The sequence below is a fragment of the Sporolactobacillus sp. STSJ-5 genome, from assembly GCF_024385605.1.
Taxonomy (GTDB): Bacteria; Bacillota; Bacilli; order Bacillales; family Sporolactobacillaceae; genus Sporolactobacillus.
The window spans coordinates 94,879-114,205 of sequence record NZ_JANFOJ010000002.1 but is presented as its reverse complement, the minus strand read 5'-3'; the positions used below and the strand labels follow the sequence as shown (position 1 = coordinate 114,205).

The 19,327-nt window shown below is 44.1% G+C and carries 20 protein-coding genes and 1 other annotated feature; of the genes, 2 read left to right on the top strand and 18 right to left on the bottom strand.

Annotated elements, in window-relative coordinates:
- Positions 1 to 74: 74 nt before the first annotated feature.
- The gene (locus tag NOM01_RS02710) at positions 75 to 848 is read left to right on the top strand and encodes an RDD family protein (RefSeq protein ID WP_255746187.1); all 774 of its coding nucleotides are present in this window, start codon (positions 75 to 77) and stop codon (positions 846 to 848) included.
- An 11-nt stretch (positions 849 to 859) separates the two neighbouring features.
- The gene (locus tag NOM01_RS02705) at positions 860 to 1,174 is read left to right on the top strand and encodes a PadR family transcriptional regulator (RefSeq protein WP_255746186.1); all 315 of its coding nucleotides are present in this window, start codon (positions 860 to 862) and stop codon (positions 1,172 to 1,174) included.
- Here the strand turns inward: NOM01_RS02705 and NOM01_RS02700 are convergent.
- The 18 genes from NOM01_RS02700 to NOM01_RS02615 all read right to left on the bottom strand — a co-directional run bounded on the left by NOM01_RS02700 (position 1,169) and on the right by NOM01_RS02615 (position 19,317).
- Positions 1,169 to 1,771 carry a VanZ family protein gene (locus tag NOM01_RS02700; protein ID WP_255746185.1) on the bottom strand — a complete coding sequence of 201 codons (603 nt, stop codon included), beginning with the start codon at positions 1,769 to 1,771 and terminating at the stop codon, positions 1,169 to 1,171. The two genes, NOM01_RS02705 and NOM01_RS02700, sit on opposite strands and share 6 nt — an antisense overlap.
- A gap of 1 nt (position 1,772) precedes the next feature.
- Complete coding sequence (locus NOM01_RS02695; protein WP_255746183.1) at positions 1,773 to 1,970, bottom strand: hypothetical protein; 198 nt, start codon at positions 1,968 to 1,970, stop codon at positions 1,773 to 1,775.
- Between the two features lie 22 nt (positions 1,971 to 1,992).
- The gene (locus tag NOM01_RS02690; RefSeq protein WP_255746182.1) at positions 1,993 to 2,667 is read right to left on the bottom strand and encodes a DUF3139 domain-containing protein; all 675 of its coding nucleotides are present in this window, start codon (positions 2,665 to 2,667) and stop codon (positions 1,993 to 1,995) included.
- A 177-nt stretch (positions 2,668 to 2,844) separates the two neighbouring features.
- Positions 2,845 to 3,489: an orotate phosphoribosyltransferase gene (gene pyrE / locus NOM01_RS02685; RefSeq protein ID WP_255746181.1), complete on the bottom strand. Its 645-nt coding sequence runs from the start codon at positions 3,487 to 3,489 to the stop codon at positions 2,845 to 2,847.
- On the bottom strand, positions 3,471 to 4,199 hold the full coding sequence (gene pyrF / locus NOM01_RS02680) for an orotidine-5'-phosphate decarboxylase (RefSeq protein WP_255746180.1): 729 nt from the start codon (positions 4,197 to 4,199) through the stop codon (positions 3,471 to 3,473). Before pyrF ends, pyrE begins: the two co-directional genes overlap by 19 nt.
- Positions 4,196 to 5,104: a dihydroorotate dehydrogenase gene (locus NOM01_RS02675; protein WP_255746179.1), complete on the bottom strand. Its 909-nt coding sequence runs from the start codon at positions 5,102 to 5,104 to the stop codon at positions 4,196 to 4,198. The genes pyrF and NOM01_RS02675 overlap by 4 nt, the downstream gene beginning before the upstream one ends.
- Entirely contained in the window at positions 5,098 to 5,880 is a 783-nt protein-coding gene (locus tag NOM01_RS02670; RefSeq protein WP_255746178.1) for a dihydroorotate dehydrogenase electron transfer subunit, read from the bottom strand. The genes NOM01_RS02675 and NOM01_RS02670 overlap by 7 nt, the downstream gene beginning before the upstream one ends.
- Positions 5,877 to 9,119: a carbamoyl-phosphate synthase large subunit gene (gene carB / locus NOM01_RS02665; protein WP_255746177.1), complete on the bottom strand. Its 3,243-nt coding sequence runs from the start codon at positions 9,117 to 9,119 to the stop codon at positions 5,877 to 5,879. The genes NOM01_RS02670 and carB overlap by 4 nt, the downstream gene beginning before the upstream one ends.
- Positions 9,112 to 10,203, bottom strand: coding sequence for a carbamoyl phosphate synthase small subunit (locus NOM01_RS02660; RefSeq protein ID WP_255746174.1), 1,092 nt, complete (start codon positions 10,201 to 10,203; stop codon positions 9,112 to 9,114). Before NOM01_RS02660 ends, carB begins: the two co-directional genes overlap by 8 nt.
- Before the next feature lie 62 nt (positions 10,204 to 10,265).
- Entirely contained in the window at positions 10,266 to 11,186 is a 921-nt protein-coding gene (locus tag NOM01_RS02655) for an aspartate carbamoyltransferase catalytic subunit (protein ID WP_255746172.1), read from the bottom strand.
- Positions 11,187 to 11,406: 220 nt separating this feature from the next.
- A complete protein-coding gene (pyrR, locus tag NOM01_RS02650) occupies positions 11,407 to 11,943 on the bottom strand; it encodes a bifunctional pyr operon transcriptional regulator/uracil phosphoribosyltransferase PyrR (protein WP_255746620.1) in 537 nt (178 codons plus the stop codon).
- Between the two features lie 269 nt (positions 11,944 to 12,212).
- Complete coding sequence (locus NOM01_RS02645; protein WP_255746170.1) at positions 12,213 to 13,133, bottom strand: RluA family pseudouridine synthase; 921 nt, start codon at positions 13,131 to 13,133, stop codon at positions 12,213 to 12,215.
- Entirely contained in the window at positions 13,133 to 13,588 is a 456-nt protein-coding gene (gene lspA / locus NOM01_RS02640) for a signal peptidase II (RefSeq protein WP_255746168.1), read from the bottom strand. Before lspA ends, NOM01_RS02645 begins: the two co-directional genes overlap by 1 nt.
- Before the next feature lie 144 nt (positions 13,589 to 13,732).
- Positions 13,733 to 14,419 carry a TraR/DksA C4-type zinc finger protein gene (locus tag NOM01_RS02635; protein WP_255746166.1) on the bottom strand — a complete coding sequence of 229 codons (687 nt, stop codon included), beginning with the start codon at positions 14,417 to 14,419 and terminating at the stop codon, positions 13,733 to 13,735.
- 144 nt (positions 14,420 to 14,563) lie between these two features.
- Positions 14,564 to 17,335, bottom strand: a complete 2,772-nt coding sequence (gene ileS, locus NOM01_RS02630) for an isoleucine--tRNA ligase (protein WP_255746164.1) — start codon at positions 17,333 to 17,335, stop codon at positions 14,564 to 14,566.
- Positions 17,336 to 17,401: 66 nt separating this feature from the next.
- Positions 17,402 to 17,626 (bottom strand) — a binding site (T-box leader).
- An 85-nt stretch (positions 17,627 to 17,711) separates the two neighbouring features.
- A complete protein-coding gene (locus NOM01_RS02625; protein WP_255746162.1) occupies positions 17,712 to 18,233 on the bottom strand; it encodes a DivIVA domain-containing protein in 522 nt (173 codons plus the stop codon).
- Between the two features lie 36 nt (positions 18,234 to 18,269).
- Positions 18,270 to 19,043 (bottom strand): YlmH family RNA-binding protein, encoded by a 774-nt coding sequence (locus NOM01_RS02620; RefSeq protein WP_255746161.1) that lies wholly within the window; start codon positions 19,041 to 19,043, stop codon positions 18,270 to 18,272.
- A 10-nt stretch (positions 19,044 to 19,053) separates the two neighbouring features.
- Positions 19,054 to 19,317 carry a YggT family protein gene (locus NOM01_RS02615; protein WP_304654742.1) on the bottom strand — a complete coding sequence of 88 codons (264 nt, stop codon included), beginning with the start codon at positions 19,315 to 19,317 and terminating at the stop codon, positions 19,054 to 19,056.
- Positions 19,318 to 19,327: the final 10 nt, after the last annotated feature.

Below are 19,327 nucleotides of genomic sequence, written 5' to 3'. Positions count from 1 at the left end.
ACACAGAAAAAAAGTTCCATAGATATGCAGATGCCGCTATTGCTTATTGAACAGTATCGCAGGAGATGAACAGAATGAAACAATCCGAATTTATACACGAATTAGAGATTCAGCTTAAAGGTAACATCTCTGAGGAAGATTTGAGGGAAGTTCTGTCCGATTACGAAAGCTTTTTCATTTCAGGCAGAGAAGAAGGCAGAGCAGACGATGAGATTTCCGCAGAGCTTGGTTCTCCATCCTATCTTGCACAATTGCTCAGAGATGAGCAAAGTCAACAGGGACGAACAATTAATAAGAATATCGCCAATCCTGGCAAACGTCTATGTGCCTTTTTGATTGATGCAGTGATTGCAGTTCTCCCTGCCTTATTATTCTCTCTTTTGAGCAAAATAGCTGTCCCTGTTCTTTTCATGCTTATCTTTTCCTATGCAAGTCCTGCATGGGGTGTGTCCATATACGGTGGAACAGCTGCCTATTATCAAGAAACATCAACAACAGTTTTTGATGGACACAACGTAGTAACTGAGAATCGAACGATCGGAAAGCCTAGCGCACTAATGATTACATTTAACTACCTTTCAGTCGCTTTTTATCTTTTTTACGCACTGATCTGTACCTGGCTGCTGCATGGACAGACCTTGGGAAAGAAACTGATGCACATCCGTGTACGCACTGCAACCGCAGAACCAGCATCTAAATGGACCATTTTTTATCGCGAATTCCTAGGAAAAGTACTGATTAATTCCATTCCGCTTATCCCGCTTGCCTCATTGTTCACTCTATTATTCACGAAAGAACACAAGACGCTCCATGATATGCTGGCAGACACAATCGTCACGAAAGAGTAAGGAGAGCAGTTATGGATACTCAGATGAAAAAAGGTATTCTAGAAATGTGCATTCTTTTTAAGCTGAAGGATGAACCACTTTATGGCTATGAATTGATGAAATCAGTGCGCCAAGTGTTCCCTGATGTTTATGAGGGCTCCGTCTACACCATTCTCCGGCGACTTAAAGCCACCGGATACACATGTGTCACGCAAAAAGAATCACCGTCCGGACCGACGAGAAAATATTATGAGATTACCAATACGGGTCAAGGCTATCTTCGTCAAAGTATTGAAGAATGGAAGGTAGTTGTCCAAGGGGTATCACAATTAGGAATCAGACTATAATTTTTTGGATGAATAGTGGCTGATCAATTTTTTTCGTATGAAATGACTGGATAGTGCGGCCAGCCCTAAATATACTAAATATCCAGAGATTCCTAGAGCAGCGCCGGAAGTGTTAAGAATCACATCATCAATATCCATTGCGCGAGCCTGAAAAAAGAGGAGATCCGATAAGAATTGTAGTGCCTCAATCGATAGCGAATAAACGAACATAATGGGAAACGCGCGTTTAAACGTGATTCGTCTAAAATAGAGCAGAAAAAAACAGAGAGGAGTCAGAACGATAATATTTCCGATAATCTGATGTACCGCATAATAGGCAGAAGGAAAATTGGCAAACTGAGTTACGAGGGTACGAAAGGGGATCAAATTGACCATCATCGATAAATTACGCTCATAGTCAGCATCAAATAATCCGAACCATAGCTGATGTGCATCAATGCCCAGTAGCAGCCAAAACGCAATCCACGCGTATAGTTGAAAAGCCAAGAAAAACAGCGTTTGACTGATCCCGCGAATGATTATTTTCCTTGTAATGAGCAAAAAAATCAGCGTAAACATAATGAGATTAAACAAAGTGGCCAGATATTCAATGATCATATTAATGATCAAATCCCACAATCAAAAAGCCAATTAAATAGAACAAGAAAATTGCAACAGAAAAAAGACCGATCACCTTAATATTCTTCGTTTCAAAATAGTGTTTCATAAAAGATTCCTTTCCAGAATGATCATTGAAATGAGAGGCAAGTATATGTGGAGCGTAATGTTCTAAAAGCAGCCATTTAATCTTACCCATGTTCACTCCTTGGTCCAACCACTCAATTGATGTCCTTAGACTGATATAAGCCAATCCGATGCTTTTGCGACTCTCGACGTTTTTGTTGTTGAACGCTGTTTGAAACCGGATCTTTTGTCCATTTTCTGTAATCCTTCGCCTCTGTAATCGAATCCTTCTTTAATCGCATGAATTCTTTTTCATTGTAGACTTCGCGAATTTTCGCATCTTTATAATTTCTAAAGTCACTATCTTTAAAAGCAGTAAAAATCAGAAATCCATGTACATCAAGGGTATAACTATACGCATATTTGCTGTCCTGTTTAAAGTAAGCCTCATAATTATACCCGCCCATTTTCAGATCGGGAAATGCTCTGTATCTGGTGATGTCTGCTGTTGAAAGCCCCTGCTCTGCTAGATAATTCACGAAATAAGGATACGTTTTAGCAGCTGTCCATGGATAAACATAAAGCCAGTTAACATAGGGAAGCGCAGATAAAATCAGGACGATCATCCATTTCCAGCATTGCCTCCAAGATCGATAAAAGTAAATTGTTAGGCCGTTAATTAACAAAAAAAAGAGTGTAAAAATAATGGATGCAGCAAGCATGCTGTTAAAAAAGTCAATAAACGAATGTAGACCAATATAGTTGTTTAAGGCGAAGATATAAAAGGTAAGCATGAGAACCATAATGAGGATCCGTTTTAAATGTTTCACTAGGTACCTCCCGTTCTTTTTCTTTCATTGTAATCTATTTTTCACGATGAAAACCCGCACACTTGATGCGTGATCACGCATTTTTCCGTGCGTATCTGCACATTATCCGCATGTAACAAAAAAAGAACCTCCTCAAAGAAGGCTCTTTCTCGAAACTCTATGTTTCATCCGCTTATTTTATTTCTTTTGCGCACGCCAGTCTTCTGATGTAGGATCTGCGTACCAAAGTTTAAGCTGTTCAAGTTGTGTGCCACTGATTTTGCCCTGTTCTTCCGCCAAATGAATGAGCGTGTCAAAATTGGTAAGCGTAGTTAATCGCACATTTTCTTTTTCAAAATTAATTGTTGCTTGTGGTAATTGATATGTAAAAATTGCGGCAACACCCAGTACTTCTGCTTCCGCTGCTTCAACCGCGTGAACTGCAGTCAATACACTTCCGCCTGTTGAAATCAGATCGTCAATAACAACGACTTTCTGTCCCGGATTAATAATGCCTTCGATTTGTTTCTTACGGCCATGCGATTTAGCTGATGAACGAATATAAGCCATTGGCAGTCCCATCGCCTCAGCAATCAATGCCGCATGGGGGATACCCGCTGTCGCTGTTCCGGCGATGACTTCAGCATCCGGATAATCTTTTTTAATGAGCGCAACGAATGCGTTAATGACATCCTTGCGAACATCGGGATAGGCAAGTGTTAATCGATTATCGCAATAAACCGGAGATTTGATACCGGATGCCCATGTAAACGGATCGTCCGGACTCAAGACGACGGCGTTTATTTTTAAAAGATCTTGTGCAATTAGTTTGTTGTTTTCCATGTTTGATTCCTCCAGTCATCAAGTACCCGCTGATAAGCCTCTTCAGGATCAGCCGCGGCTGTAATGCTTCTGCCGACAACGATATAGTCGCTTCCAAGGTGACGTGCTTGTGCAGGAGACGCGACGCGCTTTTGATCTCCTGCATCATCATCGGTCAATCGAATTCCCGGCGTCACCGCAAGGAACTCGGACGATGTTTGATTTTTTATCTTTTGTGCTTCCCAAGCCGAGCAGACAACGCCGTCCATTCCGGAAGAATAAGCAAGCGAAGCATACTGAGTGATGACCTCATCAATCGGCCGTTTAATTAACAACTCATTTTCAAGCATTGTCTGATCAGTGCTCGTCAACTGTGTGACCGCAAGGCAGATCGGACGTTCGGATTGTGCACCTTCGCCAAGTCCTTCAGCAGCTGCGCGCATCATTTCCGCGCCACCTGCTGCATGGACATTAATCATATCTGCTCCAAGGCGAGCCAGCCCTTTCATTGCCCGATAAACCGTATGCGGGATGTCATGCAATTTCAAATCGAGAAAAACCGAATAGCCTTCTGATTTAAGTATACGAACGATATCCGCACCATTTTGAAGATAAAGTTCCATGCCTACCTTTACATAGCAGCCGGGACGATGGATTTTCTTGAGCATCTGCAGCATCTCATCATTTGATGCCACATCCAAGGCAACGATCACCTGTTTTTCTTCATTCATTTCTTCCAGCTCCTTCCAACGAGTTCATTTATATCCGAAACTCCCATTGCATTCAGTTTCTCGGTCAGCTCTTTAATAATTTTCGGGCAGACAAAAGGATCAACGAAATTAGCCGTCCCTACTGCAACTGCACTCGCTCCTGCCAGGAAGAATTCAATGACATCATCGGCGTTTTGAATACCGCCCATGCCGATGATTGGAATCGATACTTTTTTGCTGACTTCATAAATCATGCGTATGGCAACCGGTTTGATCGCCGGACCGCTTAGTCCGCCGGTTAGATTAGACAGAACCGGTTTTTGCGTTCTCAAATCGATGCGCATACCGAGCAGCGTATTGATCATCGACAGCCCGTCTGCTCCTGCCTCTTCAACTGCCTTCGCCATAGCGACAATATCGGTGACATTCGGCGAAAGTTTTACATAAACCGGCTTTTCCGAAACGGCTTTTACCTTTGCTGTCAATTCTGCAGCAACTTCGGGAACTGTGCCAAAAGCGATTCCGCCATGTTTTACATTCGGACATGAAATATTGAGCTCCAGTGCATTGACGACGGATTGCTTTGACATTTTTTCTGCAGTTAAGACATAATCATCCATCTCGCTGCCCGCAATATTGGCAATGACCGGAACCTTAATATCCTCAAATCGAGGTAATTCTTTTCGAATGATTTCGTTAACTCCCGGATTCTGCAAACCAATCGCATTCAGCATACCTCCCGGAGTTTCAGCAACACGCGGTGTCGGATTACCAAAGCGTGGCGCCAAAGTCGCCGCTTTAATCGTAACCGCGCCAAGTACCTCTAGATCATATAAGTTGCTGTATTCCGCGCCGAAAGCGAAGCATCCGGAGGCCGGCATAACCGGATTCTTTAAATCTAGCCCGGGCAATTGAACTTCTAGCATAATTCAACCTCCCTCGCTTTGAAAACAGGTCCATCGCAGCAAACACGTCGATAGCCTTTTGCATCATTCGGATCAGTTGTATGCGTAACACATGCCATGCATGCGCCGATGCCGCAACCCATACGCTGTTCCAATGAAACGAAAAGCGGTTTTTCAGTAATCGCTTGCTCAAGCGCTCTTAACATCGGAATCGGTCCGCATGCGTATGCAACATCAAAGTCAACTGAATCGAGCACATCGGTGACTCTGCCCTGCTTCCCGCTTGTCCCGTCTTCAGTCATCACAATCGTCTGTCCCATTTTATTAAATTCCGTTTGGTAAAAGACATCCTTTGCAGAGCGGAATCCAAGAACATGTGTGACTTGTACACCCCGTGCAATTAATGCCTGCGAAAGCCCATAAAGTGGAGGCACACCTACACCGCCGCCGATCATCAACGCTTTGCCGCCTGATGGCGTCGCGTCAACAGGGAAACCATGACCAAGCGGTCCAAGTACATCAACCTTTTCGCCAATCTTGGTCTCAGACAAGAGACCCGTTCCTAATCCACCGCTTCGATAAATCAACGTTATCGTATTTGTCGAAGAATCTGCCGAACTAATGCTGATCGGTCGTCGCAAAAGCGGCGCAATGGTCTGCGTACGACCTGCAACCCTTATGTGGACAAACTGTCCGGGCTCAGTAATTGCCTGAACCAGCTCACCTTCCAGCTTTAACTCGTAAACGCTGTCGGCGATTTCTTCATGCGCGAGCACCCGCATGTTTTCCTGCATCATTGAACGACACCTGCTTTGTTGCCGCTCCCTTCCTTAACCGTCGAGTGATCATCCATCTGCGGCATGCATTCGGTTTGGAAAGCGAGTGATTCAAGAACGGTAAGGAGTGCCTCGGTCGTGTCAAGTGATGTGAGACAAACAACGCCGTTTTCAACCGATTCACGGCGAATACGGAATCCGTCTCGAGCGGGACGCTGACCTCTTGTCAATGTGTTGACAACGAATTGCGCACCGCCGTGGCGGATCACATCGAGAAGATTCGGTGATTCTCCTCCGATCTTGTTAACGGTTGTGACTGAAATATTACGTTCTGCAATCATTGCAGCTGTGCCTTCAGTAGCCAGTATATTGTAGCCGATATCATAGAACCGCTTAACTAGTGCAAGCGCCTCTTCCTTGTCTTTATCAGCAATGGTGAAGAGTACAGATCCATGTGCCGGAATCGTCATTCCGCTTGCCAGTAATCCCTTGTACAGTGCCTTCTCTACCGTGACATCCTGCCCCATGACTTCTCCGGTCGATTTCATTTCCGGTCCAAGTGTCACATCGACACGGCGTAGTTTGGCGAATGAGAATACCGGGACTTTGACATAGACGCCGCGCTCAGGTTCCGGATGAATACCGGTTTTATAACCAAGTTTTTCTAGTTTTTCGCCAAGAATGAGCTTTGTCGCAACTTTTGCCATCGGAACACCTGTGATTTTGCTCAAAAATGGAACAGTACGGCTTGCTCTTGGATTTACTTCAATCACATATACATGATTATTGTGAATGATAAATTGAATATTCATCATACCGACAACCTTGAGACCTCGAGCAATTTTGATTGCCGTGTTGACAACCTCTTGTTTTACTTCAGCATTTAAAGTCTGCGCCGGATAAACCGCAATGGAGTCTCCTGAATGTACGCCTGCACGTTCAATATGTTCCATGATACCTGGAATGTACACATTCTCCCCATCAGACAAGGCATCAAGTTCGATTTCCGTTCCAATCAGGTAACGGTCAACCAGCACAGGATGATCCGGATTAATCAGAACTGCATGATCCATATAGTGCTTGAGAGAAGCTTCATTATAAACAATCTCCATTGCGCGTCCGCCGAGTACATAGGAAGGACGAACAAGGACAGGATAGCCAAGTCGATTGGCAATCTTTACAGCTTCCTTCGTTGAGAAAGCTGTATCGCCTGCGGGATGATCAACATTGAGTTTAAGAAGCAGCTGTTCAAAGCGGTCACGATCTTCCGCTTGATCCATCGCATCCAGTGTTGTTCCAAGAATCTTGACACCATTTGCTGCAAGCCCTGATGCAAGATTAATTGCTGTTTGACCTCCGAACTGAACGACAACACCCTTTGGTTTCTCCAAGTCGATCACATGCATGACATCTTCAAGCGTCAATGGTTCAACATAGAGCTTATCCGAGATACTGAAATCCGTCGACACGGTTTCCGGGTTATTGTTAATCATGATTGCTTCGTAGCCCTGTTGCTTAATTGCCCATACAGCGTGCACGGTCGCGTAATCGAATTCAACACCTTGTCCAATTCTGATTGGACCAGAACCCAGTACGATGACGCTCTCACGTTCAGAGACCACAGATTCATTCTCATCCTCATAACTGCTGTAGTAGTAAGGCGTTTCCGAGGTGAATTCTCCTGCACAGGTATCAACCATTTTATAAACAGGCCGAATACCGATCTCTTTGCGCCACTCGGAGACAGCTTTTTCCGTTGTCTTCCAGCATTGCGCAATTTTCCAGTCACTAAAGCCATGCTTTTTCGCTCTAAGAAGAATAGTCTCGTTATTTGGTGATGCTGCAAGCTCTTCTTCAATCGCTACGATATTTGCGATTTTGTTCAAGAAGAAGCGGTCGATCTGCGTGCATGCCCAAATTTCTTCAATGTCAGCTCCGCGTCTCAATGTTTCAGCAATCAAGAATAATCGACGGTCATCTTTTTTCTTAATAATATTGAACAAATCGTCCATGCTCATATCTTCAGTTTCTTTAAGTTCTAAGTGCAAGGTACCATTCTCAAGTGAGCGAACTGCTTTTAAAATCGATTCCTCAAAATTACGGCCCATCGCCAAAACCTCACCGGTTGCTTTCATCTGCGTACCAAGCGTCCGTTTGGCATCATCGAATTTATCAAATGGCCAACGCGGGATTTTCGTTACAACATAATCCAGCGTCGGTTCGAAGCTGGCATATGTTGTACCCGTTACGGCGTTCTTAATTTCATCCAAATGATAACCGACAGCAATTTTTGCCGCTACTTTAGCAATCGGATACCCTGTTGCTTTCGAGGCAAGTGCCGATGATCGACTGACACGCGGATTAACTTCGATGATAAAATAACGATCACTATGCGGGTCCTGAGCAAGCTGCACATTGCAGCCGCCTTCAATCTTTAACGCACGCACAATCTTCAACGATACACTTCTAAGGTGCTGCAGATCACGATCACTTAATGTCTGACAAGGAGCAGTAACGATTGAGTCACCGGTGTGAATGCCAACCGGATCAATATTCTCCATGTGACAGACTGAGATTGCGCCGTCATTGGCATCACGCATCACTTCGAATTCAATTTCCTTGAAACCGGCAATACTCTTTTCAATCAATACTTGAGTTACTGGACTTAGCTTCAATCCATTTTCTGCTATCGTGTCCAGTTCTTCGTCCGTTGAGGCAATTCCTCCGCCTGTTCCGCCCAAAGTGAACGCTGGACGAATAATAACCGGCAAGCCCACTTTTTTAACAAAAGTACGCGCCTCTTCCAAACTGGTAACAATTTCGCTTGGAGGAACAGGCTCGCCAAGTTCAATCATCAAGTTACGGAATTTCTCACGGTCCTCGGCCTGTTCAATACTATCGAGGTTTGTTCCAAGAAATTGAACGTTCAACTCATCCAGTACACCTGATTGATGCAGCTGCACCGCAAGATTCAAGCCGGTTTGACCGCCTAATGTTGCAAGCAGGCCGTCCGGATGCTCTTTACGAATAATCTTGCTGACAAATTCAACGGTCAAAGGTTCAATATATACGCGATCTGCAATATCGGTATCCGTCATGATTGTTGCCGGATTGGAGTTGACAAGAACGACTTCATAGCCTTCTTCTCGCAAGGATTGGCAAGCCTGCGTGCCGGAATAATCAAATTCCGCTGCTTGACCAATGATAATCGGTCCTGAACCGATGACTAATACTTTCTTAATATCTGTGCGCTTAGGCAAGCTCTGCACCCTCTTTCTTGTTCGTTTCCATCATGCTGAGAAATTCATCAAAAAGATCCTGACTGTCATCCGGTCCCGGGGAAGCTTCCGGATGATACTGAACACTGAACGCCGGATACTTCGTGTGACGCAAACCTTCTATTGTTCCATCATTAATCGCTACATGAGTAATTTCCAGATCTGTACCGTTCAGTGATTCTTTTTCCACTGTGAAGCCATGATTTTGTGAAGTAATGACAAACTTTCCTGATCTTAGATTTTTCACTGGGTGATTAACGCCGCGGTGTCCAAAGCGCATTTTAACTGTATTAGCTCCCGAAGCAAGTGCGAATAGCTGATGACCAAGGCAAATGCCGAAAACAGGAACCTTCCCGAGAATTTTCCGAACTGCCTCTACCGCATCTGGCACTTCTTTAGGATCCCCAGGTCCGTTACTCAGCAAGACGCCGTCCGGGCGAAGTTTCAGAATATCGTCTGCCGTTGTTTGATAAGGAACGATGACAACATCAAAGTTTCTTTTAATACATTCACGAAGAATACCTTGTTTCGCACCAAAGTCGACCAGCACCACACGCGGTCCTGAACCCGGTGTGACATAAGCGGATTTCGTTGATACTCGGCTGATCTGATCGGTAGGAAGCGGCCATTGCTTGAGCTCTGCAGCAACCTTAGCCGGATCGGCATCAGCAGATACAATCTTTCCGCGCAATGTCCCGTATTCACGAATAATTTTGGTGAGCTTGCGTGTGTCAATTCCTTCGATCCCCGGAACATCGTATTCGTTCAGCCATTCACTGAGCGTTTTTTCTTTTTGCCAGTGAGAAGGTGTTTTTGCGACTTCCTTAACGATCAACCCTGAAATGCTGGGACGACCGGATTCATTATCTGAACGATTAATTCCATAGTTTCCAATTAGCGGATAAGTCATTGTGACAATTTGTCCACAATAAGACGGATCGGTAATCAATTCTTGGTAACCGGTCATTCCTGTATTAAAGACGACCTCACCCTTCATCTCGGAGCTGCTGCCGAATCCCTCACCGACAAATGCTGCTCCGTTTTCCAATATCAGCTGTCTTTTCAATTGATTGCCACTCCTTTATATCAAATGGGCACAATCCCATTTGTTTGCGAAAATTTAGTACATCACATTTTTTCAGCAACTGGTTCAACAAGCACCTTAGCTTCAGTACTGATTGCCCATTCCAATGCAGCCATCCGTGCAAAGACACCGTTTTTGATTTGTTTGAAGTACCGGGAACGTTCACTCTCAACCAGTTCATCGTCCAATTCCACGCCGCGATTAATTGGACCGGGGTGCATGATAATGCTTCCCTGTTTCATTCTCAGAGTGCGTTCCATAGTCAGTCCGTATCGTTCATGGTAGTCTTCTCTTGTCATTTTCATGGCTTGTTCATGACGTTCATGCTGAATGCGAAGCATGATTACGGCATCCGCCTCTTCAATCGCTTCATCGACTGTCACATACGTGCCCGGAAGTAATTCATTCTGCCATTCAGCCGGTCCGGAGAGCAGCACTCGGCATCCCATTCGATTCAATACTTCTGCATCCGATTTTGCAACTCTGCTGTAGCGCAAGTCGCCGATGATCGCAACGGTTAAACCTCGCAGCATCATAAATTCCTGTCGCAGAGTTAAAAGATCCAGCAAGGCTTGTGTGGGATGGTCTCCTGCCCCGTCTCCTGCATTAAGAATCGAGAGATCAATGTTACCAAGCGCCTTATAGTAGCCCAGCTCCTGGTGGCGAATAACGACTGCTTTTGCTCCAAGCGATTCCATCGTGCGTACCGTATCATAAAGGGTTTCACCTTTTAGTGCGCTTGATGTATTGCTGCTGAAATTAAGGACCTGATAGCCCAGCCTCTTTTCAGCTGTTTCAAAACTGAAGCGTGTGCGCGTGCTTGGTTCGTAAAACAGATTGGCAACCAAAGTATGATTCGGTGCAGCCCATCCCTCATCATTCATCTCATGTATTTGCTGCGCACGGTCCAAAATTGAATTGATCTCCGTTGTTGAAAGATCATTCAAACTAAGCAGATTAGCCATCTGAAAATCCCCCTCTAGTCTTTAATGTGCGCCTAATTGCGCTGCATAAACTTTTTGCAAACAAATTCTGATCCAATAAGCCCTTATAGGCATACAAAAAACCTCTTCATCAAAAATCTGACAAAGAGGTTTTGCAAAAAAAGCCGTATTGCGCTCAATCACTCTTTATCAGTCTCTCTGGACTGCCTTTAAAAGGTGTTCAACGTTCTGTTTCAAATTATTAACTTGTCGCTCGAATCGTTACTGTGTCCTTGCTGTCCACTTCGGTCAGCTGGACTGCAATTTCTTCTTCTTTAGAAGTAGGAACATTTTTTCCAATATAATCGGGACGAATCGGCAATTCACGATGACCGCGATCAATCAGTACCGCCAATTGAATGCGTTGAGGACGGCCAAGATCCATCAAAGCATCCATAGCCGCTCGTATGGTTCGACCCGTGTAAAGGACATCGTCGACCAAGATCACTGTCTTTGACTCAATCGACATCGGAAGAATGCTTCCAATCAGTTCCGGATCATTTGATTTCTTCTTTAAGTCGTCGCGATAGAGCGTAATGTCCAACTCACCGACGGCAACTTCCTTTTTTTCAATTTTTTTGATGCGTTCGCTTAGACGTTTGGCTAAATAAATACCCCTTGTCTTAATTCCGACAAGAACTACCGAATCCACACCTTCATTGCGTTCAATCACTTCGTGCGCAAGTCGAGTCAGTGCTCGTGCGATCGCCTTTTCGTCCAATATTTCTTTCTCTTCCAAAAGTTCATCACCCGCCGTCTGCGTGCGGTCATTCGCGAAATTGCTTTTAAATGTTTTCTTGCTGACGGCATAAAAAAAGTCTTGCCGTTTAGAGCAAGAGACCGCAGTGTTGCCAATAGTCATTGACAATCATCACCCTTCTTAGTCTCTCGGGACTAAAATTAAAAGGAAATCATTCAGTTCATTTAAGCTATTGCAAGTATGCCAAATGAGAGATGATTTGTCAATGCACAATGAGCATTTTGCTTTGTTTAATGAAAATATTTTTTTTACATATATCTGCCTGCTCGAAGATCTTCAAGTAGTTTCTTCATATCGCCAGGAAGCGGTGCTTGAAAAAGCATGAATTCATGTGTGACCGGATGGCTGAAACCAAGTTCTGCGGCATGAAGAGCTTGTCCTTCAATGGGCAGCGTTTTTCGTGGCCCATATTTAGGATCGCCGGCAAGTGGATGCCCAATGTAAGCCATGTGGACACGAATCTGGTGTGTGCGGCCCGTTTCAAGTCTGCATGCGACATACGTGTATTTTGCAAATCGCTCAAGTACTTTAAAATGGGTCACTGCATGCTTGCTGTTCTTATCTGTTACGGCCATTTTCTTTCGATCTTTATCAGCTCGGCCAATGGGCGCATCAATGGTTCCTTCATCATGCGGAAGGCTCCCATGAACAATTGCTAAATACATACGCTTTGTTGTCTTATCTTTTAACTGTGCAGCGAGCGACCGGTGTGCCTCATCCGTCTTCGCGACCATTAACAGCCCTGAGGTCTCCATATCAATGCGGTGTACAATTCCGGGACGCATCACGCCATTAATACCTGATAAATCATGACAGTGACTAAGCAGAGCGTTAACTAAAGTGCCGCTCATATGCCCCGGTGCCGGATGAACGACCATCCCTCTTGGTTTGTTAACAACAATTACCGAAGAATCCTCATAAACTATATCAAGTGGAATGTCTTCAGGCACAACATCAAGCGGTTCAGGTTCCGGCAAGTGTACAGAAACTTGGTCATCTGTCTTCATCCGATAACTCGTTTTGACTGCTTTGCCATTGACCACTATATGCCCATCCTTGATGAGCTGCTGAATTCTGCTCCTTGATTCGTTTGCAATCTCATCGCTCACCCAACTGTCAATCCTTTTGCCTTCATCCTTTCCTTCAACTGACCGCATGATATCAGGCATTAATGTTCCTTCTTCCCGTCGAGAAACAAGTAAATGATGAGCAGAACGACACCGATAAAAAGCGAGGAATCCGCAAGGTTAAAAACCGGAAAATTATAACGGACAATATAGACGTGAATAAAATCGACGACTTCACCGCGAAACAGCCGATCGATAAAATTTCCAAGCGTCCCGCCGATAATCAATCCCAGTGATGTACCTAAGATTGGCTGCTTTCTGCCCAATTTCTGCATGTAGTACACAACGACAGCCAAGACAACAATGGTGATAATGAAAAAGAAAACAAATTGTCCTTCCAAAATGCTCCATGCTGCTCCGTTATTACGAATTGACGTCAGGTAGAAAAAGCCGGGAACAATCGGCGTGCTTTGACCAATTGCCATATTATGTACGACAAGCCATTTTGAAAGCTGGTCGATGAGTAAAACAATGAATGCAAGTGCGTAATAAATCATGAATAAGTTCCTCCAAAACGCGTTGTTTTCTGCACCAATCGTGCAGAATTAAATTTTTCCTAGTTTACCCTAAATTTTAGCATAGATTGTTTAAAAGATATATGTACGCAGCAGAGACCCTTTGGTCTGCTGCTGCAATCTGAATTATCGCTCAGTCGGATTCAGATCCTCATCCTCATTCTTTGCCGACCAATCATCATAATGATGATTTTTCATAATTTGAATTTCATCGTCTCCGGAAAAACCATTAATATCTGTAGCCGCAAAAGCTTCCAGTTCTTCGACAAATCCAATACCTTCCTCGTCATCGCAATACGGCGCATCTTCAAAGACGCCTTCCTGATCATTGTATTGAGAGACGATGTCAAAGGCGTTCTGCTCATTATATCCGTCGCTCTCAAAATCAGTTGCTCCCTGTTTTTCTAAATCCATAATCACTGATTCTTCAACAGGACGCACTGATCTGTTGTGAACAACATCCGAATGGCTTGCCACCGTACGTGCTGTCGGTAAAGCGTTTAACCGTGCGCGGGGTATTTTCTCGCCGGTTTTCTCGTCGTATCCATATGTGCCATTGTGGATTTTCTCTAAAGCATGATTAATCTCTTCATATTCTTTTTGCTCCAGCTTGTGAAATGCCAGGTCCTTTTCCCGATCATAAAGCTGCGTCGCCGATTCAGCCGGGTGGTTGTCATAAGCAGACAGCTCTCCGGAAGCAATATCTGAAACTGAACCAAGTTCGGCAGCAGTCTCCATATCATGATTTAACTTCTGTTCCAGTTCCTGTTTTCGATCGAGCAATCTTTTTCTTATTTTTCTGTAACCCCACATCTATAAAAAATCCCCCTTTGCATCCGCGCACATTCCTTAGTGTGGGATAAAGGAGGATTTTTAGACCGCGTAATATTTACGTGGATTGGGAATGATTTTCTTAATGAACCATGAACACGATCATCAAAAGCCGAGCAATGTTACTCAGTCAAGCGTTACGCCGGCATAATCATGGCGAACGGTTTCCGCACAATGGCTACATAAAGTCGGATGCTCTTTGTCTTCACCAACCGATGGCAAAATTGCCCAGCAGCGTTCACATTTTTCTCCTTCGGCAGCAGTCACAAGAACAGCAAGCCGCGTATAGTGATCCGCTGCTTCCGGAATCGTTTCATTTTCTACAACGGATACCTGTGAGACGATCAGAAGTTTGTCAAGGTCAGTAACATTTTTTAGGAACGCTGTTTCCGGTTTTACATAAAGCGTTACGGAAGCCTCCAGTGATTTTCCGATCAGCTTAGCATCGCGCGCTTTTTCCAGCGATTTGAGCACATCGTCGCGCACCGCCACCAGCGATGCCCATTTCTGTTCGAGTGCTTCTGCATCAGCAATTTTCTCCAGCTTCGGCATCTCGGTAAGCTGTACATAATGAGAAGCTTCATTCGCACCAGGAATGTGTTGCCAGATTTCTTCCGCAGTATGCGGAATGATCGGCGACAGTAATTTGGTAAGCGCTACAACCGTCTTATAAAGAACTGTTTGTGCTGAACGGCGAACTAACGAATCTTTAGGTTGAACGTAGAGCGCGTCTTTTGCGATATCCATATAAAATGCACTCAAATCAAGCGAACAATAATTCTGAAGAGCTTTGTACACATTCAAGAATTGATATTCCTCATAATTTTTCAGGCACGTTTCGGTAAAGTGATTCAGTTTTACAAGCATATATTGCTCAAGTTCCGGCATATCTTGTGTAGGAACTACTTTATCGACGGTAAAATCACTCAGGTTGCCAAGCATAAAACGAACGGTGTTGCGGATCTTGCGATAAACTTCTGCCACTTGACCAAGAATCTCATTTGATACTCTGGCATCGGCTTGATAATCAACCGAAGCTACCCAAAGACGAATAATATCCGCTCCATATTGCTGCATCACTTTCATTGGATCAATGACGTTTCCTACGGATTTGCTCATTTTCAGTCCTTTGCCATCAAGAGTGAACCCGTGGCTGAGCACTTGCTTGTAAGGTGCATGACCGGTAACAGCAACCGATGTAGCCAATGAAGAATTGAACCAGCCGCGATATTGATCGGATCCTTCAAGATACATGTCTGCAGGACGACGCAATCCTTCACGCGTTGTCAGGACACCTTGGTGCGATGAGCCGGAATCGAACCAAACATCCATGATGTCTGTCTCCTTCTTGAAGATGCCGTTCGGGCTGTGTTCCGATGTAAATCCTTCCGGCAGCAATTCCTTCGCATCCCATTGAAACCAAATGTTCGATCCATGTTCACGGAACAGATCGGCAATGTGCTGAGTGGTTTCATCAGTGATGATCGGTTCGCCGTCTTCGCCATAGAATACAGGGATCGGAACGCCCCAAGCGCGCTGTCGCGAGATACACCAGTCTTCACGGTCTTTGATCATATTCGTCATGCGTACATCGCCCCATGACGGAACCCAATGCACTTCGTGAATCGCTTTTAAAATATCGTCGCGAAAAGCCTTAATTGATGCAAACCATTGTTTTGTCGCTCTCCAGATGACCGGTTTTTTGGTTCGCCAATCATGTGGGTAGGAGTGAGTGAACGTGCCGACCTTGAGCAGTGCGCCGACTTCTTTTAACTTTTCAATGACAGGCTCATTTGCTTTCTCATAGAACATACCTTCAAATCCAGGTGCTTCTTCAGTCATGCAGCCGCGATCATCAACAGGACAAAGAATATCCAATCCATATTTTTTGCCGACATAAAAGTCATCAGCACCAAAACCTGGGGCAGTATGCACGCAGCCGGTACCTGCATCCAGGGTCACATGATCGCCGAGAATCATTAATGAAGGACGATCATAGAACGGATGGCGGCAAACGACATTTTCCAAATCCTTGCCGCTGACCGTGCGCAGCACTTGAGGATTTTCCCAGTCGAACGTCTTTGTCAGTGATTCAACTAAGTCAGCTGCAACGACATATTTATGATCCGCAACGTGAACGACACTGTACTCAAATTTTGGATTGACAGCAATAGCAAGGTTTGCCGGCATCGTCCATGGAGTTGTTGTCCAGATAATGACCTCTTCATCTGGATTCAGAACACCTTTTCCATCAGTTACATGAAAAGCAACATAAATGGAATAAGATTTGACATCCTTGTATTCAATTTCAGCTTCGGCAAGCGCGGATTCAGAGGAAGGAGACCAATAAACAGTTTTTTTATCTTTATAGATATAGCCCTTCTTTGCCATCTCACCAAAGACTTCGATCTGTTCTGCTTCATATTCTTTATGCAAGGTCAGATATGGATGATCCCAGTCTCCGCGAACACCCAGTCTTTTAAATTGCTTCTTTTGATGTTCTACCTGTCCAAGCGCATATTCTTTGCACTTTTCGCGAAGTTCAGCAACCGACATCTTTTTGCGGTCAATGCCCTTCTTGGCTAGCTGCTGTTCGATCGGCAATCCGTGCGTATCCCAGCCGGGAACGTAATAAGCTTTATAACCGGTCATTGACTTAAACCGAGTGATAATGTCTTTCAACACCTTATTTTCAGCATGTCCAATGTGGATATTGCCGTTTGCGTAAGGAGGCCCATCGTGCAGAATAAATGTTGGTTTCCCTTCGTTCACCTTTAAAGATTGTTCATAAATATGATCGTGATCCCACTGTTCCTGCATTTGTGGCTCTTTGGTCGGAAGACTGCCGCGCATTTTGAAATTTGTTTTCGGCATCAGTAGTGTCTTCTTGTATTCCATGTAGAACGCCTCCATCGTCTTTCTGTTTTTCTTTTTTACACCCTATATAAAAAGGCCCTTACATCCCAAAGGGACGGAAGGACCGCGGTACCACCCTAATAACAGACAAAGTCTGCCACTCATGATTATCTTAACGCGAATCAACGTCGGATCTTACTAACGCGGCAGTGCCGTGCGTTCAGAACCAAACTCAAGGGTGATTTTCTTCATTGCCGTCCGCGCTGGGCTCGCACCTTCTCCCGGCTCGCTTTGTGACCTTGCAATGAGTACTTTCCCTCTCATAGAAATAGCCAATAATATAATTGCCACGATATCTTAGGATTCTTGACCTCAACAATGTTTATGTAAGACAGTATATGCAATCAAATGCCTTGCGTCAAGCTTGTGACTGAATCATTCCGTCTTTTTGCGAATTTTCTTCGTTATCGTCGTCATTTCCCGCGGACATACTCTTCCAATCGTCGCTTTTAAGCAATTCAAGCTGTGCCTCAATCAGCATTTGGAAACGAGTCCGATATACATTCGCTTCTTTTTTCAATTCTTCAATATTCAAAGTGACTTTGCGCGATTTTTCCAGAGCTTCATTAATGATCCGATCTGCGTTTTTCTTTGCCTCCATCACAATCAGCTTAGCCTCTTTATTCGCGTTTTGCTTAACTTCCTCTGCCGTTTCCTGAGCTACAAGGATACTTTTGTTTAAAGTCGTTTCGATATTGGAGAAGTGGCTCAGTTTCTCATCCGAATTCTTAATTTTTTGCTCAAGATCCTTTTTTTCACGAATCAGAGCTTCATAATCCTTGATAATCTGATCAAGAAAATCGTTTACTTCATCTTCATCATATCCGCGAAATCCGCGTGAAAACGATTTATTATGAATATCCAAGGGTGTCAATGGCATCCTGGTCACCTCCAAGTCATTTTACAAACAATTCGTTTATTTAAGTTTACCATATTGTATACGAATTTTGTTCTTTTTTGTCAAGCCACCGCTTGATAATATTTTACTGCGGCCGAATCCCCGAAGTGACAAACAATCGCCTTCGCAAATTTCGAAGTCGCGTTTCTCTACGACTTCCCAATTAACTTTTGCAAGTCCTTTAGTAATGAGTTCCGAAGTCTTTGCTCTAGGCAAATGATAAATTTCAGACAAGACAGTGTCAAGTCGCCATGAAGACACTGTTCCATCAAAATTTTGCCATTCATCAACACTATGTAAAAGTGCTTGTCTTTTAATCGGTTCGCAGGAAACACTCATTTTTCCGACAGAAGTAAGATTGAGCATAAAATAGCTCTCCAACTCTTTTGCACAAATAAATTGAGCGTTCCCTTCTTTGACAAGCAAGTCACCGATTTTATCCCTCGAAACGCCCGTTCCAATTACCGAACCAAGCAATTGAGGATGGGTAATTAAGCCGAATTTTGATGGATAGCGAACTTCCAGATAGGCGAGTTGGAAGGGGTTGTCTTCTTCTTCAGCATACTGGGGAAGAATTAAAGCCCGAGCGCGCTCCGCATGATCATAGCCGCCGAAAAAAGAAAGACGAATGTCCTCCTGGTCTCCAATCACCGATTTCAAAATAATCTGTTGCCTTGGATCTAAAAAATCAGTTCGTTTAGGCACATATTGCTCTGCAACGCGATCTTTCAGATCTAAGAAATGATCAATCAGGCTGCGTTCTTCTGGTCTAAAATGCTCATATATGGACATGATGAACGCCTCATGCAAAAAGGTAGGCTAAGTAGTAAATGCCCCTAGTCGCAAGTCGTAAAACAAAAAATGCGATAATCGGTGAAAGATCGATGACGCCGCCAATCGGTGGAATTATTTTGCGAAAAGGCGACAAAAAGGGTTCGCAAACATTGGCAAACAGCCGACCAATGGATGAGTCCTGAACACTTGGAACCCATGACATTAAAATATATATAATTAATATCCAAGAATAAATATTAATGACTTGCGAGAGATAATAAGCTACTACCAATCCATTCACC